The organism is Tepidiphilus succinatimandens (assembly GCF_006503695.1).
Classification (GTDB): domain Bacteria; phylum Pseudomonadota; class Gammaproteobacteria; order Burkholderiales; family Rhodocyclaceae; genus Tepidiphilus; species Tepidiphilus succinatimandens.
On the sequence record NZ_SBIK01000006.1, the window covers coordinates 49493 to 76480 of the forward strand.

Annotated in this window: 24 protein-coding genes and 2 tRNA genes; 15 read left to right on the forward strand and 11 right to left on the reverse strand. The window is 64.7% G+C overall.

What is annotated here, in order from left to right; all coding sequences use genetic code 11:
* Window positions 1-96: 96 nt before the first annotated feature.
* The 6 genes from ftsY (at window position 97) to EPD82_RS12360 (ending at window position 4874) form a co-directional block, all read left to right on the forward strand.
* Window positions 97-1311, forward strand: coding sequence for a signal recognition particle-docking protein FtsY (gene ftsY / locus EPD82_RS05165; protein ID WP_141056047.1), 1215 nt, complete (start codon window positions 97-99; stop codon window positions 1309-1311).
* The gene (locus EPD82_RS05170) at window positions 1308-1970 is read left to right on the forward strand and encodes a cell division ATP-binding protein FtsE (RefSeq protein WP_055423604.1); all 663 of its coding nucleotides are present in this window, start codon (window positions 1308-1310) and stop codon (window positions 1968-1970) included. The genes ftsY and EPD82_RS05170 overlap by 4 nt, the downstream gene beginning before the upstream one ends.
* Window positions 1967-2869: a cell division protein FtsX gene (locus EPD82_RS05175; RefSeq protein WP_141055965.1), complete on the forward strand. Its 903-nt coding sequence runs from the start codon at window positions 1967-1969 to the stop codon at window positions 2867-2869. Before EPD82_RS05170 ends, EPD82_RS05175 begins: the two co-directional genes overlap by 4 nt.
* Before the next feature lie 42 nt (window positions 2870-2911).
* Window positions 2912-4027 (forward strand): NADH:flavin oxidoreductase/NADH oxidase, encoded by a 1116-nt coding sequence (locus EPD82_RS05180; protein WP_141055967.1) that lies wholly within the window; start codon window positions 2912-2914, stop codon window positions 4025-4027.
* Between the two features lie 62 nt (window positions 4028-4089).
* A complete protein-coding gene (locus tag EPD82_RS05185) occupies window positions 4090-4500 on the forward strand; it encodes a nucleotidyltransferase substrate binding protein (protein WP_206202192.1) in 411 nt (136 codons plus the stop codon).
* Window positions 4497-4874, forward strand: coding sequence for a nucleotidyltransferase family protein (locus EPD82_RS12360; RefSeq protein WP_141056049.1), 378 nt, complete (start codon window positions 4497-4499; stop codon window positions 4872-4874). Before EPD82_RS05185 ends, EPD82_RS12360 begins: the two co-directional genes overlap by 4 nt.
* On the opposite strand, the gene EPD82_RS05195 is transcribed toward EPD82_RS12360, so the two are convergent.
* A tRNA-Met gene (locus EPD82_RS05195) sits at window positions 4831-4907 on the reverse strand. The two genes, EPD82_RS12360 and EPD82_RS05195, sit on opposite strands and share 44 nt — an antisense overlap.
* A 56-nt stretch (window positions 4908-4963) precedes the next feature.
* Here EPD82_RS05195 and miaB point away from each other — a divergent pair.
* The 8 genes from miaB (at window position 4964) to EPD82_RS05235 (ending at window position 13271) form a co-directional block, all read left to right on the forward strand.
* Window positions 4964-6301, forward strand: a complete 1338-nt coding sequence (miaB, locus tag EPD82_RS05200; RefSeq protein ID WP_141055971.1) for a tRNA (N6-isopentenyl adenosine(37)-C2)-methylthiotransferase MiaB — start codon at window positions 4964-4966, stop codon at window positions 6299-6301.
* Between the two features lies 1 nt (window position 6302).
* Entirely contained in the window at window positions 6303-7259 is a 957-nt protein-coding gene (locus EPD82_RS05205) for a PhoH family protein (RefSeq protein WP_141056051.1), read from the forward strand.
* Window positions 7256-7708, forward strand: coding sequence for an rRNA maturation RNase YbeY (gene ybeY, locus EPD82_RS05210; RefSeq protein ID WP_141055973.1), 453 nt, complete (start codon window positions 7256-7258; stop codon window positions 7706-7708). The genes EPD82_RS05205 and ybeY overlap by 4 nt, the downstream gene beginning before the upstream one ends.
* On the forward strand, window positions 7705-8559 hold the full coding sequence (locus tag EPD82_RS05215; protein ID WP_055423597.1) for an HlyC/CorC family transporter: 855 nt from the start codon (window positions 7705-7707) through the stop codon (window positions 8557-8559). Before ybeY ends, EPD82_RS05215 begins: the two co-directional genes overlap by 4 nt.
* A 2-nt stretch (window positions 8560-8561) precedes the next feature.
* A complete protein-coding gene (gene lnt, locus EPD82_RS05220) occupies window positions 8562-10079 on the forward strand; it encodes an apolipoprotein N-acyltransferase (RefSeq protein ID WP_055423596.1) in 1518 nt (505 codons plus the stop codon).
* Window positions 10080-10314: 235 nt separating this feature from the next.
* On the forward strand, window positions 10315-11313 hold the full coding sequence (locus EPD82_RS05225) for a tyrosine-type recombinase/integrase (RefSeq protein WP_141055975.1): 999 nt from the start codon (window positions 10315-10317) through the stop codon (window positions 11311-11313).
* A 45-nt stretch (window positions 11314-11358) separates the two neighbouring features.
* Window positions 11359-11832: a CreA family protein gene (locus tag EPD82_RS05230; protein ID WP_141055977.1), complete on the forward strand. Its 474-nt coding sequence runs from the start codon at window positions 11359-11361 to the stop codon at window positions 11830-11832.
* A 167-nt stretch (window positions 11833-11999) separates the two neighbouring features.
* Entirely contained in the window at window positions 12000-13271 is a 1272-nt protein-coding gene (locus tag EPD82_RS05235; protein ID WP_141055979.1) for a bifunctional O-acetylhomoserine aminocarboxypropyltransferase/cysteine synthase, read from the forward strand.
* Window positions 13272-13349: 78 nt separating this feature from the next.
* Here EPD82_RS05235 and EPD82_RS05240 read toward each other — a convergent pair whose 3' ends face one another.
* From EPD82_RS05240 to tig, 8 genes are all read right to left on the reverse strand, one after another.
* Window positions 13350-14717: a UDP-glucose dehydrogenase family protein gene (locus EPD82_RS05240; RefSeq protein WP_141055981.1), complete on the reverse strand. Its 1368-nt coding sequence runs from the start codon at window positions 14715-14717 to the stop codon at window positions 13350-13352.
* Between the two features lie 31 nt (window positions 14718-14748).
* Window positions 14749-16056: a sensor domain-containing diguanylate cyclase gene (locus EPD82_RS05245; RefSeq protein WP_141055983.1), complete on the reverse strand. Its 1308-nt coding sequence runs from the start codon at window positions 16054-16056 to the stop codon at window positions 14749-14751.
* Window positions 16057-16371, reverse strand: a complete 315-nt coding sequence (locus tag EPD82_RS05250; RefSeq protein WP_141654653.1) for a hypothetical protein — start codon at window positions 16369-16371, stop codon at window positions 16057-16059.
* A gap of 92 nt (window positions 16372-16463) precedes the next feature.
* Window positions 16464-16539, reverse strand: a tRNA-Val gene (locus EPD82_RS05255).
* Window positions 16540-16595: 56 nt separating this feature from the next.
* Window positions 16596-19022 (reverse strand): endopeptidase La, encoded by a 2427-nt coding sequence (gene lon, locus EPD82_RS05260; protein ID WP_055423589.1) that lies wholly within the window; start codon window positions 19020-19022, stop codon window positions 16596-16598.
* 142 nt (window positions 19023-19164) lie between these two features.
* Window positions 19165-20439, reverse strand: coding sequence for an ATP-dependent Clp protease ATP-binding subunit ClpX (clpX, locus tag EPD82_RS05265; RefSeq protein ID WP_141055985.1), 1275 nt, complete (start codon window positions 20437-20439; stop codon window positions 19165-19167).
* Window positions 20440-20445: 6 nt separating this feature from the next.
* On the reverse strand, window positions 20446-21072 hold the full coding sequence (clpP, locus tag EPD82_RS05270; protein ID WP_055423587.1) for an ATP-dependent Clp endopeptidase proteolytic subunit ClpP: 627 nt from the start codon (window positions 21070-21072) through the stop codon (window positions 20446-20448).
* A 114-nt stretch (window positions 21073-21186) separates the two neighbouring features.
* Window positions 21187-22506: a trigger factor gene (gene tig / locus EPD82_RS05275; RefSeq protein ID WP_055423586.1), complete on the reverse strand. Its 1320-nt coding sequence runs from the start codon at window positions 22504-22506 to the stop codon at window positions 21187-21189.
* 78 nt (window positions 22507-22584) lie between these two features.
* On the opposite strand from tig, the gene EPD82_RS05280 reads away from it, so the two are divergent.
* The gene (locus EPD82_RS05280; protein WP_141055988.1) at window positions 22585-24099 is read left to right on the forward strand and encodes an NAD(P)H-hydrate dehydratase; all 1515 of its coding nucleotides are present in this window, start codon (window positions 22585-22587) and stop codon (window positions 24097-24099) included.
* A 19-nt stretch (window positions 24100-24118) separates the two neighbouring features.
* On the opposite strand, the gene EPD82_RS05285 is transcribed toward EPD82_RS05280, so the two are convergent.
* Together EPD82_RS05285 and EPD82_RS05290 are read right to left on the reverse strand one after the other, a co-directional pair.
* Window positions 24119-24766: a response regulator transcription factor gene (locus EPD82_RS05285; protein WP_088178275.1), complete on the reverse strand. Its 648-nt coding sequence runs from the start codon at window positions 24764-24766 to the stop codon at window positions 24119-24121.
* A gap of 4 nt (window positions 24767-24770) precedes the next feature.
* Window positions 24771-26738 (reverse strand): PAS domain-containing sensor histidine kinase, encoded by a 1968-nt coding sequence (locus tag EPD82_RS05290; protein WP_198289030.1) that lies wholly within the window; start codon window positions 26736-26738, stop codon window positions 24771-24773.
* Between the last annotated feature and the right edge of the window lie 250 nt (window positions 26739-26988).

Genomic DNA, 26988 nt, shown 5'->3' on the forward strand with positions numbered 1-26988 from the left:
TGAGCAAACGCCCAAGGCAACATTGTACCCATACTTTTTCGGCGGTATCCGGTGCTTGGCGCTCCGGGTATCCGCACCAAGGTGGCAGACAGCCTCATGTTCGGTTTGTTCAAGCGAAAGAAAAAGGAATCCGCGGATTCGGCCGGGACGCAAGGCACCGAAGCGCTGCTTCCCAGCGAAACTTCCCCCGGCAGCGGCGCCGACGCCGCGTCGGCGCAAACCTTGCCGGAAACGTCGCCGGAGGAGGCAATTGCAGCCGAAGCGAAGGCAGCAGATTCGCCCCATGCCCCCGAGTCGGGGACCGAGGCCGCCGTACAGGAATCGGATTCGATCCTGCCTGCGGGCGAGCCCGTCGCCGTGGAGAGGCAATCCCAGGGTGCAGCTGCGCCCGAGCAAGAATCGCGCAAGCGCTCCTGGACCGAGCGTCTCAAGGCGGGACTGGCGCGCACGCGGCAAAACCTCGCCGGGCTCTTCGGGCGGCGGCGCATCGACGAGGATCTCCTCGAAGAGATCGAGACCACGCTCCTGCTCGCCGACTGCGGGGTGGAGGCCACGCAATGGCTGATGGATTCCCTGCGCCGGCGCATCAAGAAAGACGGCCTTACCGACGCCGAGCAGCTGCGCGGCGTGATGGCCGAACTGCTCACCGAGCTGCTCCTGCCCTTGCAGCAAGCGCTGGAGGTCGAGTCCCACAAGCCCTTCATCATCATGGTGACGGGGGTCAATGGTGCGGGCAAGACCACGTCCATCGGCAAGCTTGCCAAGTACTTCCAGTCGCAAGGAAAAACCGTGCTGCTCGGGGCGGGAGACACCTTCCGTGCCGCGGCGCGCGAGCAGCTGGTGGTGTGGGGCGAGCGCAACGGCGTGCCGGTGATCGCGCAGGAGCACGGCGACCCGGCGGCGGTGGCTTTCGACGCGGTGCAGGCGGCCAAGGCCCGGGGCGTCGATGTGGCCATCATCGACACGGCCGGGCGGCTCCCCACCCAGCTGCATCTGATGGAGGAGATTGCCAAGGTGCGCCGCGTCATCGCCAAGGCCGAGCCGGGCGCACCGCACGAAGTGCTGCTCGTGCTCGATGCCAACATCGGCCAGAACGCCATCACCCAGGTCGAAACCTTCGACAAGGCCGTCAGCCTCACCGGGCTCGTGCTCACCAAGCTCGACGGCACGGCCAAGGGAGGCGTGATCGCGGCGATCGCCCGGCGTTGCCCCAAGCCGGTGCGTTTCATCGGCGTGGGCGAGGGCATCGACGATCTTCGCCCCTTCTCGGCCCGCGATTTCGTGGAGGCGCTGCTCGGGATCGAACGATGATCCGTTGCGAGAAACTCGCCAAGATCTATCCCGGCCCGGTGGCGGCGCTCGTCGATGTCGACCTCACCATCCCCGCCGGGCAGTTTCTTCTGGTATGCGGCCATTCGGGGGCGGGGAAAACCACGCTCTTTCGTCTCATCGCCGGTCTGGAGACACCCACCAGCGGTACCGTTTCGGTCAATGAGCACGACGTGGCGCGCCTGGGGCGGGGAGGCTTGCCGTATTATCGGCGTCGCTTCGGCCTGGTACTCTCCGACGCTCCCCTCTTGCCGCAGCGCACGGTGGCCGAGAACGTGGCCCTGCCGCTTCTGCTCGCCGGGGTGCCGCGGCGGCAGGCGTTCGAGCGCGTGGCACTGGCGCTGGAGCGCGTGGGGCTCGCCGGCCGGGCACACGAACTGCCGCCCACGCTCTCGGGCGGAGAGCAGCAGCGGGCGGCGATCGCTCGCGCCGTAGTACATCGGCCTTCGGTGGTCATCGCCGACGAACCCACCGCCCAGCTCGATCACGACAGCGCCACGGAAGTGGTGCGCCTGTTGCGCGCCTTTCATGCGGCGGGGGTGACGATGATCATCGCCACACACGACGAGGCGCTTTTTTCCAGCGTGGCGCAGCGGCGCATCGTGCTCGCGCACGGTCGCCTGGTGGAGGATGCGCGGTGAAACGGGGATGGTGGGAAGGGCAGGCGGAGGCGCTGGGGCGCGCCGCGATCCTATTGCGTACGGCGCCGCTGGTGACGGCGGTGGTCACGCTCGTGCTCGCCACGGCGCTCGCGCTGCCGGCGACGATGGCCTGGATCGGGGCCGGCGTCACCCAGTGGTTCGGCGGGCAGGGGACGGAGCCGCAGATCACGGCCTTTTTCCGGCAAAAGCTTGCCCGCGAAGAGGCGCTCGCGGTGGTGCAACGCTGGCGCGAGGACGAAGCGGTGGCGCGCGTCGTGTTCATCCCGCGCGAGGAAGCGCTCGCCCGTCTGCGGCAGACGGATCTGGGCGCGGCGATCGAGACCTTGCCCGACAACCCCCTGCCGGACGCCATGACGCTGGTGCCGCGTCGCCATGCCCCGCAGGATGTGGCCGAGCTGCAGCAACGGCTCACCGCCGAGCCTGGCATCGAGGCGGTCCAGGTGGACACGGCCTGGGTAGAGCGGGTGCATGGGCTCGCGCGCGCCGGCACGATGGTGGCAGCGGCGCTCGCGGCCTGGTTCGCCTTGGGAATGCTGGCGCAGACCTATCTGGCGATCCGGCTGCAACTCGTGGCCGCGGCGCAGGAGATCTCCGTGCTGCGCGCCCTGGGTGCCACCGACGGCTACATCGGCCGGCCGTTTCGCTGGCTCGGCTGGCTGCAGGGGCTGTTCGCCGGCTGCGTCGGCGCGGCGCTCTGGGGCGGGCTCATCGCCTGGCTCACGCCGCCGTTCGACGAACTCGCCCGACTCTACGGACTCGGAGGATTCTTTCCGTTTCCCGTCTGGGCGGGAGGGGTGGCACTCGTTGCCGCCGGGGCGGTATTGGGGGCGCTCGGAGCCGAGATCTCGCTGCGTCAGTTTTTCCGGGCATCGGCCTAGCGGGCGCGCTGGCGCCCACATCCTTGAAACAAGGAGAATTCCGTGAGCCGTCTGTTTTCTTCGTTCCGCTTGGGGGCGCTGGAGCTGCCCAACCGCATCGTGATCGCGCCCATGTGCCAGTATTCGGCGCAGGAGGGGCATCCCAGTGATTGGCACCTTCTGCATTGGGGATCAATGGCGCTCTCGGGTGCGGGCATGCTCATCGTCGAGGCGACCGCCGTCACGCCCGAAGGGCGCATCACGCCGGGTTGTCTGGGGCTATGGTCTGACGCGCACGCCGAGTCGCTCGCCCGGTCGTTGGCACCCGTGCGTCGTCAAGGGGTGATACCGCTTGCCATCCAGCTATCCCATGCCGGGCGCAAGGCCTCGAGCCGGGTGCCGTGGGAAGGAGGCGCCCAGATTCCGGTGGAGGAGGGTGGTTGGCTCGCGCTCGCTCCTTCGCCCCTGCCGCACGCGCCGGGCGAGCTGCCGCCGCAGGAGCTCGATGCCGCAGGGCTTTCCCGTATCCGTGAAGCCTTCGTGGCCGCCGCCCGGCGCGCCGTCGACTGCGGCCTGCAGGCGATCGAGCTGCACATGGCGCACGGCTACCTGCTGCACGAATTCCTCTCTCCGCTGTCGAACCAGCGCTCCGATGCGTACGGTGGCTCGCTGGAGCACCGCATGCGCTTTCCGTTGGAAGTGTTCCGGGCGGTGCGCGATGCCGTTCCCGAGCGCATTCCCGTGGGCGTGCGCATCTCGGCCACCGACTGGGTGGAAGGGGGTTGGAATCTGGAGCAGAGCATCGTGCTCGCGCAGGCGATCGAACCCTTGGGCTGCGCTTATATCCACGTCTCGAGCGGCGGTCTCTCGCCGCTGCAGAAAATTCCGGTGGCTCCGGGCTATCAGGTGCCATTCGCCGAATCGGTACGGCGCGCCGTGAAGCACATGCCCGTGATCGCCGTCGGGCTCATCACCGAGCCGCAGCAGGCCGAGGCCATTCTTGCCGAAGAAAAAGCCGATCTGGTAGCGCTCGCGCGCATGATGGTGTGGGATCCGCGCTGGCCGTGGCACGCCGCCGCCGCGCTCGGCGCCACCGTCGAGGCCCCGCCGCAATACTGGCGCTGCCAGCCGCAACAGCACCGCGGCGTGTTCGGCGACGTGAAGATCGGCCAGCGCTGAGGGGGTATCGCCGTGCCACCCGAAGCACCAACCCGGCAGGGGATGAGGGAGGAAGATGCGTGATGGATGAGTTGCTCGACATCACCCCGCTGGAGCGCGCCTTGGCCCGGCTGGAAGAGGGTTGGAGGCGATATCTGCAAGACCCTGAGGACCTGCAGATTCGCGACGGACTGATCCAGCGCTTCGAGTTCACTTACGAGCTCGCGCACAAGATGCTCAAGCGCTTTCTCCGGCTCACCTCTGCCTCACCGCAGCAGTACGACGACATGCCCTTTCAGGATTTGATCCGCGCCGGCAACGAGCAGGGACTTCTGCGGGGAGAATGGCCCGACTGGCGGCGTTACCGCGAGATGCGCGCCAAGACCAGCCATGCCTACGACGAGAACGTCGCGCTCGAAGTGGTTCGAGGCATCCCCGAATTCCTCACGGAAGTGCGTCATCTGCGCGAGCGGCTGCGGGAGCGGCTGTCATGAGCGAGAGCGTCCCGCCGCTCGACATCCGCCCAGAGCATTGGCGGATCGTGCGGGACATCCTGCAGCGCCATCTTCCAGGTATCGAAGTCTGGGCGTTCGGCTCACGCGCCAAGGGAACGGCAAGGAAGTATTCCGACCTGGATCTGGCCGTGATCACCGACCGATCCCTGCCGCTCGATCTCGGCGCCCGGTTGCGCGAGGACTTCTCCGAGTCCGATCTGCCTTACCGCGTGGACGTGATCGACTGGGCGAGCATCGACGAGACCTTTCGCCGCCTCATCGAGCGGGAGAAAGTGGTGGTGCAAAAAGGGGATCGCGGCGCGGAGGAACTGGTGGTGAAGGGCGGAGTCGAACCGCCGACCTACGGGTTATGAATCCGTCGCTCTAACCATCTGAGCTACTTCACCATCGAGTCTGGTAATATACCGGTTTTCCCTTTCGGATGTCAAGGGTCCACAGGCAAATGAAAAAAGTCTACATCCGCACGTTCGGATGCCAGATGAACGAGTACGACACGACCAAGATGTTCGACGTACTCGCGGCGCGCTACGGCGCCGAACCCACCGACGATCCGCTCGAAGCCGACGTCATCCTCTTCAACACCTGCTCGGTGCGTGAAAAGGCACAGGAGAAGGTCTTTCACGACTTGGGGCGGGTCAAAGAGCTCAAGCGCCGCAACCCCGATCTCGTGATCGGCGTGGGCGGCTGCGTGGCGAGCCAGGAGGGCGAGGCCATCGTGCGCCGCGCCCCTTACGTGGACGTCGTCTTCGGGCCGCAGACCCTGCACCGGCTGCCTGAGCTCATCGAAGCGCGTCGGCGCCAGGATCGGCCGCAGGTCGATATCTCCTTCCCCGAGATCGAAAAGTTCGATGCGCTGCCCGAGCCGCGCGTCGAGGGGGCGAGCGCCTTCGTTTCCATCATGGAAGGCTGCTCCAAATACTGCTCGTTTTGCATCGTCCCCTACACGCGGGGCGAAGAGATCTCCCGTCCGCTAGAGGATGTGCTCGTCGAAGTGGCCCAGCTCGCCGAGCAGGGGGTCAAGGAGGTGACCCTGCTGGGGCAGAACGTCAACGCCTGGCGCGGGCGCATCACGCGTCAGGGGGACGAAGTGGGCGACTTCGCCTTTCTGCTGGAGTGTGTGGCCGAGATCCCCGGCATCGAGCGCATTCGCTACACCACCTCGCACCCGCGAGAGATGACTTCGCGCCTGATCGCCGCCTACGAGAAAATTCCCCAGCTCGTCAGCCACCTGCACCTGCCGGTGCAGTCCGGCTCCGACCGGGTGCTCGCGGCGATGAAACGCGGCTATACCGTGCTCGAATACAAGTCCATCGTGCGGCGGCTGCGGGCGGTGCGCCCCGACCTGTCGCTGTCCTCCGACTTCATCGTCGGTTTTCCCGGCGAGGCCGAAGCCGACTTCGAAAAGACGCTGCGCCTCGTCGAGGAGCTGCAGTTCGACCATTCCTTCAGTTTCGTCTATAGCGCCCGGCCCGGTACGCCCGCGGCCGAACTGCCCGACCCGGTGCCGCAGCAGACCAAGCTCGCCTGGCTCGCCCGATTGCAGGCGCAACTCGAGGCGCAGGAGCGCGCCTTCAGCGAGGCCATGGTAGGGCGCATCGAGCGGGTGCTCGTCACCGGTCCCTCGAAGAAAGACCCGGCCTGGCTTGCCGGGCGTACCGAGAACAACCGCGTGGTCAATTTCCGCGGCGAGCCCCGGCTGGTGGGGCAGTTCATCGACGTGAAGATCACCGAGGCGCTGCCGCACAGCCTGCGCGGGGAGGTGCTCGTCCGTGCGTCCTGAGATGAAGTACCTGGAGTGGGAAGCCGAGCCGCTCGACAACGCGCGACTCGCGAACCTGTGCGGGGTGCTCGACGAGAACCTACGCCAGATCGAATCGGCCTTCGACGTGACGATCGCACGGCGCAGCGGCCACTTCACCCTGGCCGGCGCGCCGGCTCAGGCGAGGCTCGCGCTCGACGTCCTGCAGCGGCTGTGGGCCCGCGCCGGGCAAGAGCTCTCGCTCGACGACATCCAGCTCGGCGTGATCGAACGCCTGAGCGACGCGAACGAGGCGTCGGCCGAGGAAGGCGCGGTGCCGCAGCTGCGCACGCGCAAGGGGGCGATCGGCGGGCGCACGCCGCGCCAGGTGGCCTATCTGCGCGCGATCCAGTCGCACGACATCACCTTCGGCATCGGCCCGGCCGGCACGGGCAAGACCTATCTCGCGGTGGCGGCGGCCGTCGACGCCTTCGAGCGCGAACAAATCGAGCGCATCGTGCTCACGCGCCCGGCGGTGGAAGCCGGCGAGCGCCTAGGGTTTTTGCCCGGCGATCTGGCGCAGAAAGTCGACCCCTATCTTCGTCCTTTGTACGATGCGCTCTACGACCTCTTCGGTTTCGAGCGCGTGGGCAAGCTCTTCGAGCGCGGCGCGATCGAGATCGCCCCGCTCGCCTTCATGCGCGGACGCACGCTCAATCACTCGTTCATCATTCTAGACGAAGCGCAGAACACCACTCCCGAGCAGATGAAGATGTTCCTGACACGCATCGGCATCGGCTCCAAGGCGGTCATCACGGGCGATCTCACCCAGATCGACCTGCCGCGCGGCGCCAAGAGCGGTCTCGCGCAGGCGCGCGAGGTACTCGCCGAGGTGCGCGGCGTGGCCTTCACCCAGTTCCTCAAGGAAGACGTGGTGCGCCACCCGCTGGTGGCGCGCATCGTCGAAGCCTATGACCGCCTCGAAGGAGGGGAACGGTGAAACGCCTGCGCCTGAGCTATCAGCGGGCCTGCGCCGCCGAAGAATTGCCGCCGCGCGCCGCGGTGCTGCGCTGGACGCGTGCCGCCTTATTGGAGGGCGAGGCGCAGGTGACGGTGCGTTTCGTCGATGCCGAGGAAGGGCGTGAATTGAACCGGCGGTTCCGTGGCAAGGATTACGCCACCAACGTGCTTTCTTTCGTCTATGATCTTCCAGAAGAAGCCGGCTTGATGGGGGATCTGGTGCTGTGCGCGCCCGTGGTGGCGCGCGAGGCCGCGGAGCAGGGCAAGCCGCTGGCGGCGCACTACGCGCACCTGATCGTGCATGGTATGCTGCACCTGCAAGGCTACGACCACGAGGACGAAGCGCAGGCGGCCGAGATGGAGGCGCTCGAGCGCGACGTGCTCGGGCGGCTCGGTTTTCCCGACCCGTATGCTGACGAGGAGCGATGAAAGACGACGACGAACCTTCCCATCGTAGCTGGTGGGATCGGCTGACGGCGTTCTGGTCGCGCGAGCCGGAAACGCGCGAAGAATTGCTGGAAGTGCTGCGCTCGGCCTGCGAGCGAAACCTTTTCGACGCCGAGGCGCTCTCCATCATCGAAGGCGCCCTGGCGATTTCCGAGCTGCGCGTGCGCGACGTGATGGTGCCGCGCAGCCAGATGGACGTGATCCGCATCGACGATCCGATCGAGGAGATCGCCCGCTTCGCGGCGGAAACGAATCATTCGCGCTTTCCGGCGATCGGCGAGAGCAAGGACGACGTTCTCGGCATCTTCCTTGCCAAGGACCTGATCCGCTATTTCGCCGGCTTGCCGTTCGATCTGCGCGATAGCCTGCGTCCGGCCGTGTTCGTGCCGGAATCCAAACGGCTGGATCTGCTGCTGCGCGAATTTCGCCGCCGGCGCAACCACATGGCCATCGTCGCCGACGAATACGGCGGAGTGAGTGGCCTGGTGACGATCGAAGACGTGCTCGAGCAGATCGTCGGCGAGATCGAAGACGAATACGACTTCGACGAGCCGGAAGACGCCATCCGGCTCGAAGCCGACGGCAGCTATCGCGTCAAGGCGACGATGGAGCTCATCGACTTCAACGAGGCGTTTGGAACCGAGTTCTCCGACGAGGAGAGCGACACCGTCGGCGGACTCGTGATCCATCGGCTCGGGCGCCTGCCGCAGCGCGGCGAGCGCCTCGAGATCGACGGCTGGACTTTCGAGGTGCTGCGTGCCGACAGCCGCCGGCTGCACTGGCTGCGCGTGCGCCCGCCAGCACCCTCGGGCGGAGAGGAAAGCGCAGGGTGAGGATGGCCGCCTGGCTGCCGCCTCTGACCCTGCGCGGCCATTCTCTGCCGCCTTGGGCAGGGGGGATCCTGATCGCCGCTGCCGGAGCGAGCGCCCCTTTGGCCTTCGCTCCGACCGAGGCGTTCTGGTGGTTGCCCGTTGCGCTTCTGCCCCTCTTTTTCGCGTTGGTGCATGCCAGTCCGCGACAGGCCATGGTCGCGGCCTTTCTCTGGGTCTGGCCGTATTTTCTCGTGGGGGTAGGGTGGCTGTCGGTGGCGCTCGCACGCTATGGCGGGCTTCCCTGGCCGGCCGCCTGGGCAGCGGTGTCGCTCTTTGCCGCCTACCTTGCCGCGTGGTGGGCCTTGGCGGCGGGACTGGCCGTGCGCTGGGCTCCGTCAGGAAGCGCTTTCCGCCGGGCGTTTTTTACGGCGGCGGTCTTCACGGCCGCCGAATGGGCGCGCGGCTGGGCCTTCTCCGGCTTTCCCTGGCTCACTCCCGGCCTGAGCCAGACACCGCCCAGCCCCTTGGCAGGATTCTATCCGCTCGTCGGAGCGCTGGGGGTGGGTTTCCTGCTCTTCGTCCTTGCCGGGCTCATCGCCTTCGGCCTATCCTGGCGGCGCTGGCTGCCGTTCGTGGCCATCATGGCCGCACTCGGCGGCGCCCTGCGCGGCGTGGAATGGTCCCGGCCTGCAGGGGCGCCGCTTGCGCTGAGCCTGGTGCAGCCGGCGATTCCCCAGGATCAGAAATGGGACGGGGCGCTGCTGGGGCGCCACCTTTGGCGCCAGGCCGAGCTGCTCGCGCAGACGCGCGGCACGCTGGTGGTGCTGCCAGAAACCTCTCTGCCGCTGCTCGACGCCCAGATTCCCGACGAGTGGCGCAGCCTCGTGGCGCAGGTCTTGGGCGAGGATCGTACCGTGCTCTATGGCGCTTTCACGCGCGACGCGGCAGGTGTCATCCACAATTCGGCGCTGGCGCAGGGCAGGGCCGCGCCCTTTTCCTATCACAAACGCCACCTGGTTCCGTTTGGCGAATACTCGCCGCCGCTCTTCGGCTGGTTTTTCCGCGCCCTGTCGATTCCCATGTCGGACCAAGGACCGGGGGCTGCGCGACAAGCCATGCTGCGCGTGGGCGAGAGCGCAGCGGCAGTCAATATCTGCTATGAGAGCGCCTTCGCCGACCTGATCGCCGGTGATGTGCGCGCAGGTGCCACCTGGCTACTCAATCTCTCCAATCTCGCCTGGTACGACCGCAGCGCCGCGCAAGCCCAGCACGCCCAGATCGGTCGGGTGCGGGCGTTGGAGACCGCCCGTCCCTGGGTTCAGGCGACGAATACGGGCGTGAGCGTAGGGTTCGACGCCGATGGTCGAGTGCTCTCGGCTTTGCCCGAATGGCAGGAAGGTACGCTGGACATGACGGTGCAGGGCAGGGAGGGTCTTACCCCCTTCGTACGTCTTGGCGGAGAAGTGCCGCTCGTATCGATCGTGTTGATCGTGGCAGTGCTTGGGTCGCTGCGTTTTCGGACCAAAACGCCCCCAAGCTGATTATCAGGAGTTCCAGACCCGGACCTGCGACCGTCTCGAAAATTAAATTTCAATTTACGGACAAAGGAGACGAAAACCATAAAAAACTCGCACCATCGACTGAACTGCAATAGAAATAGCTAGAATCCACAAAAGTCAGCAAATAACTTCAACAGTCAAAAAGGGGCTTACAGTTGGTAAATTGAAATTTTTGCTACAATATACTCTTGCCAAGAATCACATGGAGTAGGGCCCTATGAGAAAAACGGCCCCTATTGCGTTGCCCACGCGTAATGGTACTTTTTGGCCTGCGGATGATCTGCGCTCGTGGCAAGAAGCTCCACGTGAAAGTTTCCTCGATTGGTTATCACAACAACGCATCGTCCATGATCGGCAGTTTCGACGCAGCTCAACGAAAACCTATGTGGCGATTTTTTCTTGGTGGCTCGATGCGCTCGAAAGTGAAGGGGTTGGGTTGCTCGAGGCTTCTCCCAAGGATGCGGCAAAAATTTTCGCCGCTCATGAGCTCGAAGCCATATCACGCCGAAGGTATCTCCAGCTTCTCGATCGCGTGTATCGTTATCTATCCCGTATTGGTTGGCCAGGAGTACATCCTTTGCGAGAGGAACTCGCAAAAGAGAAAATCTTGGATCCCGACGATCCCGAAAGCCTGGATGAAACGGAGCTCGCCGCCGTCATCGAACGGCTCGAAGCCTTGCCGGGTTGGCGCGGCAAGAGAGACCGGGCGGCGGCAGGTTTGCTGCTCGGTGCCGGTCTACGTGCAAACGAATTGATCGGGCTTCGCGTGGGAGATGTTTCGCCCCTGTACGAAATCGAGGTGCGGCCAAACAGCGTCCATCGGGCGCATCGGACGCTCGTTTTGCCGGAAGGACCTTGGCGGACCTGGATCGACGAGTGGCAGATCGAGCGCAAGGCCTCATCCATTCCGGGAAACGTCTTTTGTCCCGCCACACGTCAAGGTTCCGCTTTTTCCGTATCGGGGCTTTTTCGCCGCGTCAATCTTTGGCTAGGCCCCCTGACGGAAACACACGAGCAGACGGGAGCAAACCTTTTGCGTAACACCTTCGCACGTTTGGCCTTGACGTGCGGCCGCTATAGTCTCGAAGAGGTGCAAGAGTTCCTCGGTCATGAAGAGCAGCGCGCTACCTTGCGCCATGTCGCGGCGCTGGGCAAGAAGGCCCGTCTAGCGGGTACGCCGGTACCCGAGGTGCTCTTTCTTGCTCCCCTGAAGTAAAAGCGTGATAATTTGTATTATGTAAAATATCCTCGGGAGACTCAGATGAACCTCAAGTCAGCCGCTGTTTTCGTGATCTGCCTGTTCGGCGGCCCCCTGCTCGCCAACGCAGAAGAAATCGGTTGCGTCACCACCGCATGGAAGCTCATCGGTGCAAACCACAAGGTCTGCGTCGAGGCTTTTCACGACCCCAAGGTGCAAGGGGTGACCTGCCACGTCAGCCAGGCCAAGACAGGAGGCATTTCCGGGGCGTTCGGCGTGGCGCAAGATCCGTCACAGTTTTCCTTGGCCTGCCGGCAGACGGGTCCGATCGTATTGCCGCCGCGCCTGCCCAAAGAAGAGACGGTATTTTCCGAGGACACATCGCTGCTCTTCAAAGAGACGCGCGTGGTTCGTCTGTGGGATGAAAAAAACAATACATTGGTATATCTTGCGATCAGCAGGAAAGTCATCGAAGGCTCGCCTTTCAATAGCTTATCGACGGTTCCCGTGATGCCGTGGGGAAACCGCGGCGAGTGAGGTCGTGAGGCTGGAGGTTTGCTGGTTGGTTTGAACGCCAGCAAGTCCGTAAATTGAAATTCTTCGCGTGCGAATAACGACATTCCTTCCTTCCCCTGTGCGACCCTGGCCGTCGTGCTATATTTTCGCGATTCATTTTTCGCGACTCATCCGACAGGAGCCCCTCCATGCGCATCGAGACGATCGCCGTCCACGGCGGCTACACGCCCGACCCGACCACCAAGGCCGTGGCGGTGCCCATCTACCAGACCACGTCCTACGCCTTCGACGACACGCAGCACGGCGCCGATCTCTTCGACCTCAAGGTGCCGGGCAACATCTATACCCGCATGATGAACCCGACCTGCGACGTGCTGGAAAAGCGCGTCGCCGCCATGGAAGGCGGTATCGCGGGCCTGTCGCTCGCCTCGGGCATGGCTGCCATCACCTACGCCATCCAGACGATCGCCCAAGCCGGCGACAACGTGGTGAGTTCGGCCACCCTCTACGGCGGCACCTACAACCTCTTCGCCCATACGCTGCCCAGATACGGCATCGAGATCCGCTTCGCCGACCACCGCGACCCCGCCTCCTTCGCGCGGCTCATCGACGGCAAGACCAAGGCGATCTTCTGCGAATCGATCGGCAATCCCTTGGGCAACATCACCGACTTCGAGCGGCTCGCGGCGATCGCCCACGAGCACGGCATCCCGCTCATCGTCGACAACACCGTCCCCTCCCCTTACCTGTGCCGCCCTTTCGAGCACGGCGCCGACATCGTGGTGCATTCGCTCACCAAATACCTCGGCGGACACGGGAATTCCATCGGCGGGGTGATCGTCGACAGCGGCAAGTTTCCCTGGGCCGAGCACAAGGAACGTTTTCGCGTGCTCGTCGAGCCCGATCCGTCTTATCACGGCGTGAGCTACACGGAAACCTTCGGCGCTGCGGCCTACATCGCCCGGGCGCGCGTGGTGCCGCTGCGCAACATGGGCGCGGCGCTGAGCCCCTTCAACGCCTTTCTCATCCTGCAAGGGATCGAGACCCTGCCGCTACGCATGGATCGCATCTGCGACAACGCCGTGCGCATCGCCCACTTCCTGCGCACCCACCCCAAAGTGAGCTGGGTCAATTACGCCGGCCTGCCAGATCATCCCGATCACGCCCTGGTGCAGAAATACCTCGGCGGACGCGCGTCCGGCATCCTCACGTTTGGCGTCAAGGGCGGCCGCGAGGCCGGGGCGCGATTCCAGGATGCGCTCAAGCTGGTGACCCGGCTCGTGAACATCGGCGATGCGAAGACGCTCGCCTGCCACCCGGCCTCCACCACCCACCGGCAATTGAGCAAGGAAGAACTGGAGAAAGCCGGCGTGAGCGAAGACATGATCCGCCTGTCGGTAGGCATCGAGCACGTCGACGATCTCATCGCCGATCTCGATCAGGCGCTCGCGGCCGCCTGAGCCTGCCGCTCCCAACCCGAAGGGGACGGGGCGGCATCGAAGCTTCAGGGCGCGACCGCCCCGCCCTCTTCCAGCCGCTCAGGCCGCAATCGCCCCCTGCTCTGCCAGCGCGTTCGCCCGCCCGATGCCGACATAGGCAAACCCCAGCCGCTCGAGCTGCTGCGGGTCGTACTGGTTGCGCCCGTCGAAGATCTGCGGCGTTTTCAGAAGCCGCTTGATCGCCCCGAAGTCGGGATGGCGGAAAGGCTTCCATTCGGTCACCAGCACCATGGCGTCGGCTCCGTCGAGCGCGTCGTACTGGTGACGGGTGAAGACGAGACGGCCTTCGTCGAACCATTGCGCCGGGAACACTCGCCGCGCGTTGTCCATCGCGACCGGATCGTAGGCGCGCACGGTGGCACCGCGCCCGATCAGGCCCTCGATGAGCGGGATGGAAGGCGCTTCGCGCATGTCGTCGGTCCCCGGCTTGAAGGCGAGCCCCCACACGCCGAAAGTCCGTCCGGTGAGGTCTTCGCCGAAACGCGCGACGATCTTTTCTTCCAGCACGCGCTTCTGCTTCGCGTTGCGCTCTTCCACCGCCGTGAGCACCTCCGGTTCAACGCCGGCCGCCTGTGCCATGGCGATGAGCGCCTTGACGTCCTTGGGAAAACACGAGCCGCCGTAGCCGCAGCCCGGATAGATGAAGTGGTAGCCGATGCGCTGATCCGAGCCGATGCCCAAGCGGACGTTTTCGACATCGACGCCATAGCGCTCGCACAGCGCCGCGATCTCGTTCATGAATGAGATCTTGGTGGCGAGCATGGCGTTGGCGGCGTATTTCGTCATCTCGGCGTCGCGCACGCCCATGTAAATGACGCGCTGATGGCTGCGGTTGAAGGGGGCGTAGAGCTCGGCCATGCGCTCGCGCGCCGCTTCCGAATCCGTACCGACGATGATGCGGTCCGGGCGCATGAAATCTTCGACCGCAGCGCCTTCCTTGAGGAATTCGGGGTTGGAGACGACATCGAACGGGATCGACACGCCACGTGCATCGAGCTCTGCCTGGATCGCACGGCGCACCCGCTCGGCGGTTCCCACCGGAACCGTGGATTTGTCGACGATCACGCTGTAGCGCGTAAGCCGCCGGCCGATGTCGCGCGCCACCGTGAGCACGTGCTGCAGGTCGGCCGAGCCGTCTTCGAGCGGTGGCGTGCCCACGGCGATGAAGAGCACATCGCACTCGGCCATCGCCTCGCCCAGATCGGTGGTGAAACGCAGCCGCCCCTCGCGGTAATTGCGGACCACGATCTCGTCGAGCCCCGGCTCGTAGATGGGCAACTTCCCGGCTTTCAGCCCCTCGATCTTGGCCGCATCGACATCGACGCACCACACCTCGTTGCCCATCTCGGCAAAACACGCCCCAGTCACGAGGCCGACGTAGCCGGTCCCGATCACGCACAAATCCATTGAATTCCCCTCTATTCGTGGCAATGACAAGTTACTGATCTTCCGGAGCGATCCAAACCAAGTGGTCCCGTCCGTTCTCTTTGGCTTGATAGAGCGCCCGGTCGGCACGTGCGAACACGTCGTCGATCGTGCGATCGCTGATCGAGAACGACGTGCCGCCGGCGCTCACCGTATAGCGGATCGCATGGCCATTGAAGACGACGACGCTTTGGCGAATGGTGCGCAGCAGCCGTTCGATTGCCGCTGCGGCCGCCCGATCGTCGGTTTGCGGCAACAGGATGCCGAACTCCTCTCCCCCCAGGCGGCCACAGACGTCCATCTGACGCAGGGATTGCCGAACCGTGTGGGCGAAATGACGCAGCACGGCGTCGCCCGCAGCATGGCCCAGGGTATCGTTGATTCGTTTGAAGTGATCGAGATCGAGGAGGCAAAAGGAGGAATCGATCGTGAATCCGGAACGAACGACGCGCTGGAACTCCTTTTGCATTGCCTCGAGAAAAGCGCGGCGGTTGGGCAGCTCGGTGAGGGGATCGGTCATGGCCATGCGTTCGAGCCGCTCTTCGAGCAGCACCTGCTCGGTGACGTCGCGGTAGGTGGCGATGTAGTGCACAGGCCGCCCCTCGTTGTCGGTGACGGGGGCGATGGTCACGTCGTGGTAACGCAACTCCCCCGTCGCCGTCTTGTTCACCATCCGTCCCTGCCAAACCGCTCCTTGGGAAATCGTCTCCCATAATTCCCGATAAAACGATTCTGGTTGTAAGCCGCTGTGTAACAAATATCCAGCACGCGTACCGATCAGCTGATCGGCACGATAACCGGTGATCTGCTCGAGAGCCGGATTGACCCATTCGACGGTACCGTCGGCCGCCGCGATCATGATGCCTACCGGCGCATGGCGCAGCGCTGCGGTCAAGAGGCGATCTCGCTGGATTTTTTCTTCTTCCTGGGTCACGTCACGCGACACACCGATCGCACGCAACGCGCGCCCCGTCGTAGGATCGCGGTCACATACCTGGCCACGATCTTCGAGCCACAGGATGCGGCCATCCGGTGTCCGAATACGGTAACGCTGCTGATAAATAGCAGTTTTTCCTTTGAGCAGATCGATGAGGGCCGAGCGAACCCGGGGCCAGTCGTCGGGATGGACGAAGGAACGCCATTGGGCAAAACTCAAGCGGACGGGCTCATTGCCCAAACCCATCCAACGGCTCCACTGGGCATCGAGCCAGGTCGTTTCATGCACGAAATCCAGATCCCACGTCGCCAGTCCGGCCGCTTCCAGGGCGAGCCGCAGGCGCGTCTCGAGTCGAGCAGGAGACGAGGCAGGATCGGACCGCATTCACGCCCCTTTTGCGGGAAGGAGCCCGCGGGCCTCGGCTTCTTCGTAGATCGCCCGCGCCACGGCCTTCCACACGGGGCCGCCGTGCAGCTCCTCCCCCATGTTCGCTGCGGAGGCCATGGTCTGGAACATGAGGGCGATGAGCCCCAAGAGCTCGGCGCGCACGCGCGGCTCGAGCGAAGACGCATAGAAATGCTGGGAGATTTTTTGCGGATCGGTGTCGAGCGCTTCTCGGGCGAGATCGCGCATCTGCTGCGCGTTCGTCGGATCCAGCCCCAGCACGGCGAGTTTGGCCGCGATGGCGTGTTCCAGCATCTCCACGTTCCGCCCCAGAAACGATGGCTGCACCATCGCGCCAGCCCTCTCATGTACCAATCGTTCAATGATAGCATGGCGGGGTAGGAGCATGGTGGGTGCTGACGGACTCGAACCGCCGACATTCGCCTTGTAAGGGCGACGCTCTACCAACTGAGCTAAGCACCCGCCTCGAGCGCCGGCAATGGTACCATCACCGGCGCTTCCTGGCAAACGCCGCGGGCTCAGTGCGGCAGTTCGGCTGCCCCCGTGCCCGCGGCGGTCGCCGTAACCGCGACCGTGGCCACAGGCGGCTCACTTGCCGGCGCGAGCGGCTCGGGCTTGCGTTCGAGGGCGAGCTCGAGCACCTGCTCGATCCAGCGCACGGGGATGATCTCCACGGCGTTCTTCACGTTGTCAGGGATCTCGGCCAGATCCTTGACGTTCTCCTCGGGAATGAGCACCTTGCGGATGCCGCCGCGCACGGCGGCAAGGAGCTTCTCCTTGAGCCCGCCGATCGCCAGCACTTCCCCCCGCAGGGTGATCTCGCCGGTCATGGCCACGTCGCAGCGCACCGGAATCTCGGTGAGCGCGGAGACGAGCGCCGTGGTGATGGCAATCCCCGCCGAAGGACCGTCTTTGGGGATCGCGCCTTCGGGCAGGTGCACGTGCACGTCGGTCTTCTCGTAGAAATCCTCCGGGATGCCGAGCTTGCGCGCGCGCTTGCGCACCACGGTAATGGCCGCCTGGATGGATTCCTGCATGACCTCGCCGAGCTTGCCCGTGGTGATGACCTTGCCTTTGCCCGGCATCACCGCCGCTTCCACGGTGAGGAGTTCGCCGCCCACTTCGGTCCAGGCAAGTCCGGTGACCTGCCCCACCTGGTTCTCTTTCTCGGCCACGCCGAAGGTGTACTTGCGCACGCCGAGATAGGTCTCGAGATCGCCCGCATCCACCGTCACCGGAGCCTTCAGCGCCTTGAGCAGAATGCCCTTGACCACCTTGCGGCAGATCTTGGAGATCTCTCGCTCGAGGCTGCGCACGCCGGCTTCCCGCGTGTAGTAGCGCACGATGTCGCGGATCGCCGCGGTGGTGACGCTGAGCTCGTTCTTCTTCACGCCGTTGAGCTTCATCTGCTTGGGCAGCAGATAGCGCTCGGCGATGGCGATCTTCTCGTCCTCGGTGTAGCCGGAGAGCCGGATCACCTCCATGCGGTCCAAAAGCGGCGCCGGGATGTTGAGCGTGTTCGCCGTGGCCACGAACATCACTTCCGAGAGGTCGAAATCGACCTCGACGTAGTGGTCCTGGAAGGCGTGGTTCTGTTCGGGGTCGAGCACTTCCAGGAGCGCCGAACTCGGATCGCCGCGGAAATCCATGCCGATCTTGTCGACTTCGTCGAGCAGGAAGAGCGGGTTTTTCACGCCGACCTTGATGAGGCTCTGGATGATGCGCCCCGGCATGGCGCCGATGTAGGTGCGCCGATGGCCGCGGATTTCGGCTTCATCCCGCACCCCACCCAGGGCCATGCGCACGAACTTGCGCCCGGTGGCGCGTGCCATCGACTGGCCGAGCGAGGTCTTGCCCACGCCGGGAGGACCGACCAGGCACAGGATGGGGGCTTTGACGACGTCGACGCGCTTTTGTACCGCCAGGTATTCGACGATCCGCTCCTTGACTTTCTCCAGGCCGTAGTGATCGGCATCGAGGATTTTCTGCGCCTTGGCCAGATCGAGCGTGACCTTGGTCTTCTTGTTCCAGGGCAGGCTCACGAGCACGTCGAGGTAGTTGCGCACCACCGTGGCCTCGGCCGACATGGGCGACATCATGCGCAGCTTCTTGAGTTCGGCCTCGGCCTTTTCCTGCACCTCCTTGGGCATTCCCGCGGCCTTGATCTTCTTCTCGAGCTCTTCGAGCTCGGCCTGTTCGTCGCCTTCGCCGAGTTCCTTCTGGATGGCCTTGACCTGCTCGTTGAGGTAGAACTCGCGCTGCGATTTTTCCATCTGCCGCTTGACGCGGCTACGGATGCGCTTCTCGACTTCGAGAATGTCGATCTCGGCCTCGAGCAGCGCCAAGAGCCGCTCCATGCGCGGCACGAGGGCGAGGATCTCGAGCAGCTCCTGCTTCTTGTCGAGCTTGAGCGGCAGATGGGCCGCGATGATGTCGGTGAGATGCTCGGGATCTTCGAGCGCGGCGAGCGAGGCGACGAGCTCCTGCGGCAGCTTCTGGTTGAGCTTGACGTACTCTTCGAAAGCGGAGAGCAGCGAGCGGCGCAGGGCCTCGGTCTCGCGGGCATCGCCGGTCTGGGTTTCCAGCGGCTCGGCCAGGGCGACGAAGGTGTCGCCTTCTTCGAGAATGCGTGCAAAGCGCGCGCGCTGCCGCCCTTCGATGAGCACCTTGACCGTGCCGTCGGGCAGCTTGAGCATCTGCAGCACATGGGCGATGCACCCGAGCGTGAAAATGTCGTCGGGACCGGGATCGTCCTTGGCGGCGTCTTTCTGCGTGGCGAGTACGAGCCGTCCGCCGTTTTCCATGGCGCGCTCGAGCGCCTTGATGGACTTGGGCCGCCCAACGAAGAGCGGGATGACCATGTGCGGGAACACCACCACGTCGCGCAAGGGCAGCAGCGGCAGGTGTTCGAGGGTTTTCCCCTGGGTTTGGATGAGCTCTGTCATGAGTGGAAATCCTGATGAGGCGAGGAATCGCTACCGTGCAATATGGTAGCTTGAACGGCAAAAATCAAGGGGAGAAAAAAGCACATTGGCGGCGGGGCCGAAACGGCCCCGCACCGAAGAGAGAAAAACGAAACGTCGAACTTCAGTTGGCGCCGCTGACGCGGGCTTCTTCGCCGCTGAGCTTGAGGGGGGGTGTGCCCTGCGTCACGGTGGATTCCTCGATGAGGATCTTGTGCACGCCTTCGCTGCTGAGGTTGGGGAGCTCGAACATCAGGTCGAGCAACACCTCTTCCATGATGGAGCGCAGCCCGCGCGCGCCGGTGCGCCGTTCGATGGCTTTACGGGCGATCGCCCGGATCGCGCCGGGGGTGAATTCGAGCGCCACGCCTTCCATCTCGAAGAGCTTGCGATACTGCTTGACGAGGGCATTCTTCGGCTCGGTGGCGATGCGCATGAGCGCCTCTTCGTCGAGCTCCTCGAGCGGCACGATCACCGGCAGACGCCCGACGAACTCGGGAATCAAGCCGAAGCGCACGAGATCGTCGGGTTCGACCTGGCGCAGCAGTTCGGATTTCTTGCGCTCTTTCTTGCTCGCGACCGTGGCGCCGAACCCGATGCCGGCGGCTTCCGTGCGCCGCTCGACGATCTTCTCCAGCCCCTCGAAGGCGCCACCGCAGATGAAGAGGATGTTGGTGGTGTCGAGCTGGATGAAGTCCTGGTTCGGGTGCTTGCGCCCGCCTTGAGGCGGCACGGAAGCCACCGTGCCTTCGATGAGCTTCAAGAGCGCCTGCTGCACGCCTTCGCCGGAGACGTCGCGGGTGATGGAGGGGTTCTCGGACTTGCGCGTGATCTTGTCGATCTCGTCGATGAAGACGATGCCCCGCTGGGCACGCTCGACGTCGAAGTCGCAGGTTTGAAGCAGGCGGGCGAGGATGTTCTCCACGTCTTCACCCACGTAGCCTGCCTCGGTGAGCGTGGTGGCGTCGGCGATGGCAAAGGGCACGTCGAGCTTGCGCGCAAGGGTCTGCGCGAGCAGGGTCTTGCCCGAACCGGTAGGGCCGATGAGCAGGATGTTGCTCTTGGCGATCTCCACGTCGTCGTCGCGGCCGGCGAGCGCCAGACGCTTGTAGTGGTTGTAGACCGCTACCGAGAGCACGCGCTTGGCGTAGTCCTGGCCGATGACGTACTGGTCGAGATAATCGACGAGCTCCCTGGGCGTTGGCAAGTGCCCTGTGTGCCCTTCCCCTTCGCCCAGGTCTTCCGCCAACTCCTGACGCACGATGTCGTTGCACAACTCGATGCACTCGTTGCAGATGTACACCGACGGGCCGGCGATGAGTTTCTTGACCTCGTGCTGGCTCTTGCCACAGAAGGAACAGTAGAATTCGCCGTTGTCGCTGCGTTTATTCTTCGCCATGGTTCCTCAGATGTCTTCGCGACGGATCAGGACCTTGTCGACCAGGCCATACTTCACGGCTTCTTCCGCGTCCATGAAGTTGTCCCGCTCGGTGTCGCGCTCGACGCGCTCGACGTCGTTGCCGGTGTGAAACGCCAGGAGCTCGTTGAGCTTGGCCTTGATTTTGAGAATCTCGCGGGCGTGGATCTCGATGTCGGTGGCCTGTCCCTGAAAACCACCCAGGGGCTGGTGGATCATCACGCGGGAATTCGGCAGGCAGTAGCGCTTGCCTCTGGCACCTGCCGCGAGCAGGAAGGCGCCCATGCTCGCCGCCTGGCCGATGCACAGGGTGCTCACGTCGGGCTTGATGAACTGCATGGTGTCGTAGATGGCCATGCCGGCCGTGACCGAGCCGCCCGGCGAGTTGATGTAGAAGTGGATGTCCTTGTCCGGGTTCTCGGATTCGAGAAAGAGGAGCTGCGCGACGACGAGGCTCGCGACCGCATCGTCGACAGGGCCGACGAGGAACACGACGCGCTCCTTGAGCAGGCGCGAGTAGATGTCGTAGGCGCGCTCGCCGCGACCGCTTTGCTCCACCACCATCGGCACGAGGCCGAGCCCGAGCGGGGTGTTCGCCTCAAAGGATTGTTTCATGGTTCCTCACGCAGGAATTCGTTCAATTGTAGTTGACGCGAAAACGCGCGGCGGGTTCGCGCGGCGAACAAACTTCGCCCGCCGAACGTCGCGGCCGCGCGGGTTTGCCCATCTTCAGGCGGGGCGCTGCGTCATGAACTCGTCGAACTCGACGGGCTTGTCGACCACCTGAACCTGCTCGAGCACCCATTGCACGACGTTGTTCTCGATCGCCACCGCTTCCACCGACACCAGGCGCTCCGGATCGGAATAATACCAATTGACCATCACCTCTGGGTGCTCGTACTCGGCGGCCACCTCTTCGACGAGGGCGCGCACCTGCTCCGGTTTCGCCTGAAGTTCATGGCGCTTGACGAGCTCGCCGATGACGAGGCCGAGCTTGACGCGGCGGCGGGCCTCTTCTTCGAAGAGCTGCGGCGAGAGCTCGAGCTTGCCGGCGTCGAACCCGCGCATGCTCAGGTCACGCCGCATGCGCTCGACGAGCTGTTCGGCTTCGGTCTCGACGAGGGCGCTCGGCACGGCGAAGTCGTGGGCGGAGAGCAGCAGATCGAAGACCTGTTTCTTTACTTCGTTGTCGATGCGCTGCTTGAGTTCGCGCTCGAGCGAGGCGCGGATCTCGTCGCGCAACTTTTGCACGTCGCCATCCTCGATGCCGAGCGCACGGGCAAAGTCGGCATCGACCGCGGGCAATTCGGGCTCTTCGACTCGATGCACCGTGAGCTCGAACTGCAGCGTCTGGCCGGCGAACTTGTTGTCCTCGCCTTCAGGGAAGGTTACCTCGAAGGTTTTGGTTTCGCCAGCCCGCATGCCGATCGGCGCCTTCTCGATATCTTCGAGCAAAGCGCCAGCGCCGATGACGAAGGGGAAGTTTTCGACTTGACCGTTCTCGACCACCTCGCCATCCTTGCGCGCGGTATAAGAGACGGTGACGCGATCGCCTTCCTGCGCCGGCCGGTCGACTTCGTGGTACGTGGTGCGCTGCTTGCGCAGGCGCTCGAGGGTCTTGTCGATTTCGGCCTCGGTGATCTCGAGCCGCGGACGTTCGACCGTGCGGCCGGAGAGATCGGCGGGTTCGACTTCGGGGTAGACTTCGAAGCGGGCCGTGAAGGCGAGAATCGCCGCATCGGCCGATTCGGCGGGTTCGATGCGGAAACCGCCCGCCACGCGCAAGCCTTCGCGGGCGACGGCTTCGTTGAAGGTGCGCTCGATCGCCTCGCTCACGGCTTCGGTCCACATTTCGTTGCCATACATCTGCTTGACGAGGCGCATCGGCACCTTGCCCGGACGAAACCCAGGCATCTTGACGGTGGGTGCGATGCGTTTGAGGCGCTTTTCGGCGTCTTTCTCGACGTCGGCCACGGGAATGTTGAGCGTGAGCGAACGTTCGAGCGGATTGGCGGGTTGTTGCGCGGGCGTCTGTTCGGCGACTTCCATCCGAGTTCCTTGCATTCGTGGGTGAAGAAAACGGTTTTTCATTCTAACATGGTTTGATCTCCAGCCAGGAGTCGCATCATGCCTTTCGCGCCCTTTTCCCCTTTCATTGCGCCCCTTTCTTCCCGCCCCTTGCTCCGTCTGAAGGAGATCCGAGCGATCGAGGCGGTGGAAGTCCCCTTGGCCGATCCGCCGCTGATGGAGCGTGCCGGGGCGGCGATCGCCCGCTCGGTGATCGCGCACGTCCCTCCGGGCGGTTTGGTGTGCATCCTGTGCGGACCGGGCAACAACGGGGGGGACGGGTTCGTGGCGGCACGTCGGCTGCTCGCCCTCGGACGACGCGCCGTGGTGATCGGCTGCTTCGACGCGACGCGCATGGAAGGCGAAGCCGCGGCGGCGCGCGCCGCCTTTCTCTCGGCTGGCGGCACCGTGCTTCCTGGTCCGGAAGCGCTCGACGAGCGGCCGGCAGCGATCGTGGATGCCCTCTTCGGCATCGGCCTTGCCCGCCCCGTCGGCGAGCCCTACGCCTCATGGATCGGGTGGGGTTCGCGGCAGACGGCGTTCAAACTGGCAGTAGACGTCCCCAGCGGGCTCGATGCCGACACAGGGCGCTGCACGGGGCCATGTTTCGAGGCAAACGCCACCCTGACCTTCCTCGCCGACAAGCCAGGTCTGCACACGCTCGACGGCCCGGATCGGGCCGGTGTGGTCATGGTCGATGCGCTGGGAGTCGATGCCTCACGCCACGACCTGGGACGGGGGCGTTTGCTCGGGCTGGACGCCTTCGCCGGCCACCTGCGGCCGCGGCGCAAGAACACCCACAAGGGCAGTTTCGGCCACGTGCTGGTGGTGGGGGGCGCGCCGCGCATGAGCGGAGCGGCCTTCCTGGCGGGGCACGCGGCGCTCGCCACCGGCGCCGGCAAGGTGACCCTGTGCGCGCTCGACCCGAACATCCTCTCCTTCAGTCCAGTGCATCCGGAGTTGATGGTGGGAAACGCGATTCCCGAGCGCGGCGTCGATGTCCTCGTCGTCGGGCCGGGCTTGGGCGCCTCGGCCGAAGCCCGCGCCCAGCTCGCGCGGCTACTGCCTTCCTCTCTGCCGCTCGTGCTCGACGCCGACGGGCTCAATCGCCTGGCCGTCGACGCCGAATTGCAGGAGTCCCTGCGCTCACGCTCGATTCCGGCAATCCTCACGCCCCACCCCATGGAGGCCGCGCGACTGCTCGGTACCGAGGTGGCCGCCGTGCAGCGCGACCGCATCGCCGCCGCGCAGGAACTCGCCCAGCGCTACCGGGCGCATGTCGTGCTCAAGGGCTGCGGCTCGGTCGTGGCCGACCCCGACGGCGCCTGGGCGATCAACCCCACGGGGAATCCGGGCATGGCGAGCGCCGGCATGGGCGACGTACTGAGCGGCCTGCTGGGGGCGCTGCTCGCCCAGGGCTGGCCGGTACCGCTGGCGGCGCGCTTCGGCCCATTCCTCCATGGCGCCGCGGCCGATCGGCTCGTTGCAGAAGGGATCGGCCCGATCGGGATCACTGCCAGCGAGACGGTGAGCGCGGCGCGGCGCCTGCTGAACGAATGGTCGGTGCGGGCTTGAGCGCCGCCTGGTGCGGCCTCTATTCGAGCTGTCCCCAGGGGCGGACACGCTCTTCCTCCCACCAGGTCATCGTCTGCACCAGTTCGGCGAGCGAATCGCTCGCCATCTTTTCCATCACGCGGGCACGATAGACCTCCACCGTCTTGATCGAGATACCCAGATCGTCTGCAACCTGCTTGTTGAGGCGACCCGCGACGATGAGCGCGAGCACTTCGCGTTCGCGCTGCGACAGGCTCGCGAGGCGCCGCTCGATCTCCTGGCGCCGGCGCTGCCGCTCGCGCAAGGTGCGTGAACGCCCGAGCGCCTCCTCGATGCGATCGAGAAGCTGTGCGTCGGAAAACGGTTTTTCCAGGAAGTCGACTGCCCCCTTGCGCAACAGGCGTACCGCCATGGGAATGTCGCCGTGTCCGGTGATGAAGATCACCGCCAGCGGCAGCTCGCGCCGGCGCAACTCATCGAAGAGTTCCAGTCCGCTCATGCCGGGCATGCGCACGTCGAGCAGCACGCAGCCGCCGTCCTGCGGTCCGACGGCAGCAAGGAAACTCGCCGCATCGACGTAGGTGCGCACACAATGGCCGCTGCCTTCGAGCAGCCACTGCAGGGAATCGCGCATCGCCTCGTCGTCGTCGACGACATGCACGAGGCGCCCTTCCTCCATCCCGTTCATTTCCTCATTCCTCCAGCGGCAGGGTGAAGCGAAACACCGTCCCCCCTTGGGGATTGTCCTCCACCATGAGCCGTCCCTCATGGAATTCGACGATGGAGCGGCAGATCTTCAGGCCCATGCCCAGACCGTCGGGTTTGGTGGTGAAAAAGGAGGTGAAGATCTGCTCTCGTTCTTCCGGCGAGAGACCGCGGCCCCGATCGATCACGGCCACGGCCACGTGGCGTTCGTCCTGACGTGCCGCCTGTACCCGGATCTGGCGCGCAGCCGGCCTCGTGCGCGCCATCGCTTCGATGCCGTTGCGGATCAGATTCACCAGAACTTGCTCGATGAGGATCTGGTCGGCGCGCACCGGCGGCAGCACCTCGGGAAGCTCCACCAGAAGACGCACGTTGTGCCGCTTGGCCTCGGGTGTCATGATCTCGACGGCCCCCTCTACAATTTCGGCAAGCGGCACCGACTCGCGCCGCGGTTCGGACTTGCGCACGAAGTCGCGGATGCGGTTGAGGATGGAGCCGGCGCGCTCGGCCTGCGTCGCCGCTTTCTCGAGCACGGCACGCGCGGCCGCCTCGTCGAGCCGACCCTGCTCCAGCCGGCTCATGCCGCCGCGACAATAATTGGCGATCGCCGCGAGTGGCTGGTTGAGCTCGTGCGCGAGGGTCGACGCCATCTCGCCCATGGTGATGAGCCGCGCCGTCTGCTGCAGTTGGGCCTGGCGCTGCAGCTCCAGCGCGCGCAGATGCTGATGGACGGTGATGTCGGTGGCGATCGCCATGCGCACGATGCGCCCATCGACCCAGCGCGTGAGCTGCTCGTGCACATGGTACCAGCGCCCGGACTCGGGATGCTGCACTTCGCCGTCGAACAGCTCGCGGGGTAGCGTCTCTTCGTCGGGATGGGCATCCTCCGGTTCGAGAGAGAACGGTCGAGGCACGCCCAAGGCCGACGCCCGCTGTCCCACCGCGTCGAAACCATAGATGCGCTTGAATGCCCGGTTGGCGAAGAGGATCTCGTCGCTTTCCCAGTCTGCCACGAAGACCGCGGCATCGAGCCCCTCCAGCACCGCAGCGAAACGGCGTTGGGCCGCTTCGAGCGCGGCGCGCACCCGCCGCGCCTCGGTCACGTCGGTCACGGCCGCCATCCAGCCGGTGTGCCGCCCCTCGCCATCGATGAGCGGAGAGAGGTAAAAACGCACGTCGAGCCGCTCGCCGTCCTTGCGCCGGATGCGCATGTCGAACCCCTCGGGAGGGAAACGGCCCGCGAGCGTCATGCGCAGGCTCTCCCAGCACGTCTCGAGCGATTCCTCCGGCCAATAGGGAAACGGTGGCCCGCACCCGAGCAGTTCTTCCTCCGTGAACCCCACCAATCGGCAGAAGGCGGGGTTCACATAGATGATGCGCCCCTGCAGATCGATCGCCCGCAGGCCGGTGACGAGGGATTCCTCCATCGCGCGGCGAAAGGCCATCTCGGCCTGCAGCGCCTGCTCGGTCTGTTTTGCTCGGGTGATGTCATGAGCGATGGCGTAGCAGGCATCCTCGTCATTGACCGGGTTGATGTGCCACGACAGCCAACGATATTCGCCGGTAATACCATGCATGCGGGCGACGAATTCCACCGCCTCGCCGCTCGAGAGCCGGCGCAGGGCCGACATCGTTTCGGCCAAGTCGTCGTGGTGCACCAGATCGATGAGCGACTTGCCCTGCAGCATCCTCTCGGTATAGCCGAGCACTCGGGGGAACGCCGCATTGCAGCGCAGGATCTTTCCGTCTTGCCCCAGCACTGCCAGCAGGTCGAGCGAAAAATGGAAGAGCCGGTCCCGCTCGCGTTCGAGCCGCCTCAGGGCCAAACCACGCTGCCGAATGCGAACGAGGAGCACGATCACCCACGCTCCCAGAGCAGCGATCACCAGCAGCATGGTCAGCATCTCGGCGTTGACGCCGGTGGCGGCTTCCGAAGCGCCCCACTGGTAAAGCATGGCTCCGGCGCCTAACATGATCAGGGCAAACAGGGCCCCTGCGGCGCCAAAACGCACAGGGGCATCGTCGCGCGAGGAACTGACGGGGAGACTGGTCTTCATCGGTAGGTGGGAACGCACGGAGACGGAAAAATTCCTCGACCGACAATGTCGCGCATTCCTGGCCATTCCACCACTAGGGGAAACCCGTAGTCATGCCACCGTCTCTTCGTGCTGCAGCGCACGATTGCGCTTCGTGAAATTAAATTTT

Coding starts and splice junctions, on each gene's coding strand:
- ftsY (WP_141056047.1), top strand. CDS start 97: ATGTTCGGTTTGTTCAAGCGAAAGAAAAAGGAATCCGCGGATTCGGCC.
- EPD82_RS05170 (WP_055423604.1), top strand. CDS start 1,308: ATGATCCGTTGCGAGAAACTCGCCAAGATCTATCCCGGCCCGGTGGCG.
- EPD82_RS05185 (WP_206202192.1), top strand. CDS start 4,090: ATGGATGAGTTGCTCGACATCACCCCGCTGGAGCGCGCCTTGGCCCGG.
- EPD82_RS12360 (WP_141056049.1), top strand. CDS start 4,497: ATGAGCGAGAGCGTCCCGCCGCTCGACATCCGCCCAGAGCATTGGCGG.
- miaB (WP_141055971.1), top strand. CDS start 4,964: ATGAAAAAAGTCTACATCCGCACGTTCGGATGCCAGATGAACGAGTAC.
- EPD82_RS05205 (WP_141056051.1), top strand. CDS start 6,303: ATGAAGTACCTGGAGTGGGAAGCCGAGCCGCTCGACAACGCGCGACTC.
- EPD82_RS05215 (WP_055423597.1), top strand. CDS start 7,705: ATGAAAGACGACGACGAACCTTCCCATCGTAGCTGGTGGGATCGGCTG.
- lnt (WP_055423596.1), top strand. CDS start 8,562: ATGGCCGCCTGGCTGCCGCCTCTGACCCTGCGCGGCCATTCTCTGCCG.
- EPD82_RS05225 (WP_141055975.1), top strand. CDS start 10,315: ATGAGAAAAACGGCCCCTATTGCGTTGCCCACGCGTAATGGTACTTTT.
- EPD82_RS05230 (WP_141055977.1), top strand. CDS start 11,359: ATGAACCTCAAGTCAGCCGCTGTTTTCGTGATCTGCCTGTTCGGCGGC.
- EPD82_RS05235 (WP_141055979.1), top strand. CDS start 12,000: ATGCGCATCGAGACGATCGCCGTCCACGGCGGCTACACGCCCGACCCG.
- EPD82_RS05240 (WP_141055981.1), bottom strand. CDS start 14,717: ATGGATTTGTGCGTGATCGGGACCGGCTACGTCGGCCTCGTGACTGGG.
- EPD82_RS05245 (WP_141055983.1), bottom strand. CDS start 16,056: ATGCGGTCCGATCCTGCCTCGTCTCCTGCTCGACTCGAGACGCGCCTG.
- EPD82_RS05250 (WP_141654653.1), bottom strand. CDS start 16,371: ATGCTGGAACACGCCATCGCGGCCAAACTCGCCGTGCTGGGGCTGGAT.
- lon (WP_055423589.1), bottom strand. CDS start 19,022: ATGACAGAGCTCATCCAAACCCAGGGGAAAACCCTCGAACACCTGCCG.
- clpX (WP_141055985.1), bottom strand. CDS start 20,439: ATGGCGAAGAATAAACGCAGCGACAACGGCGAATTCTACTGTTCCTTC.
- clpP (WP_055423587.1), bottom strand. CDS start 21,072: ATGAAACAATCCTTTGAGGCGAACACCCCGCTCGGGCTCGGCCTCGTG.
- tig (WP_055423586.1), bottom strand. CDS start 22,506: ATGGAAGTCGCCGAACAGACGCCCGCGCAACAACCCGCCAATCCGCTC.
- EPD82_RS05280 (WP_141055988.1), top strand. CDS start 22,585: ATGCCTTTCGCGCCCTTTTCCCCTTTCATTGCGCCCCTTTCTTCCCGC.
- EPD82_RS05285 (WP_088178275.1), bottom strand. CDS start 24,766: ATGAACGGGATGGAGGAAGGGCGCCTCGTGCATGTCGTCGACGACGAC.
- EPD82_RS05290 (WP_198289030.1), bottom strand. CDS start 26,738: ATGCTTTACCAGTGGGGCGCTTCGGAAGCCGCCACCGGCGTCAACGCC.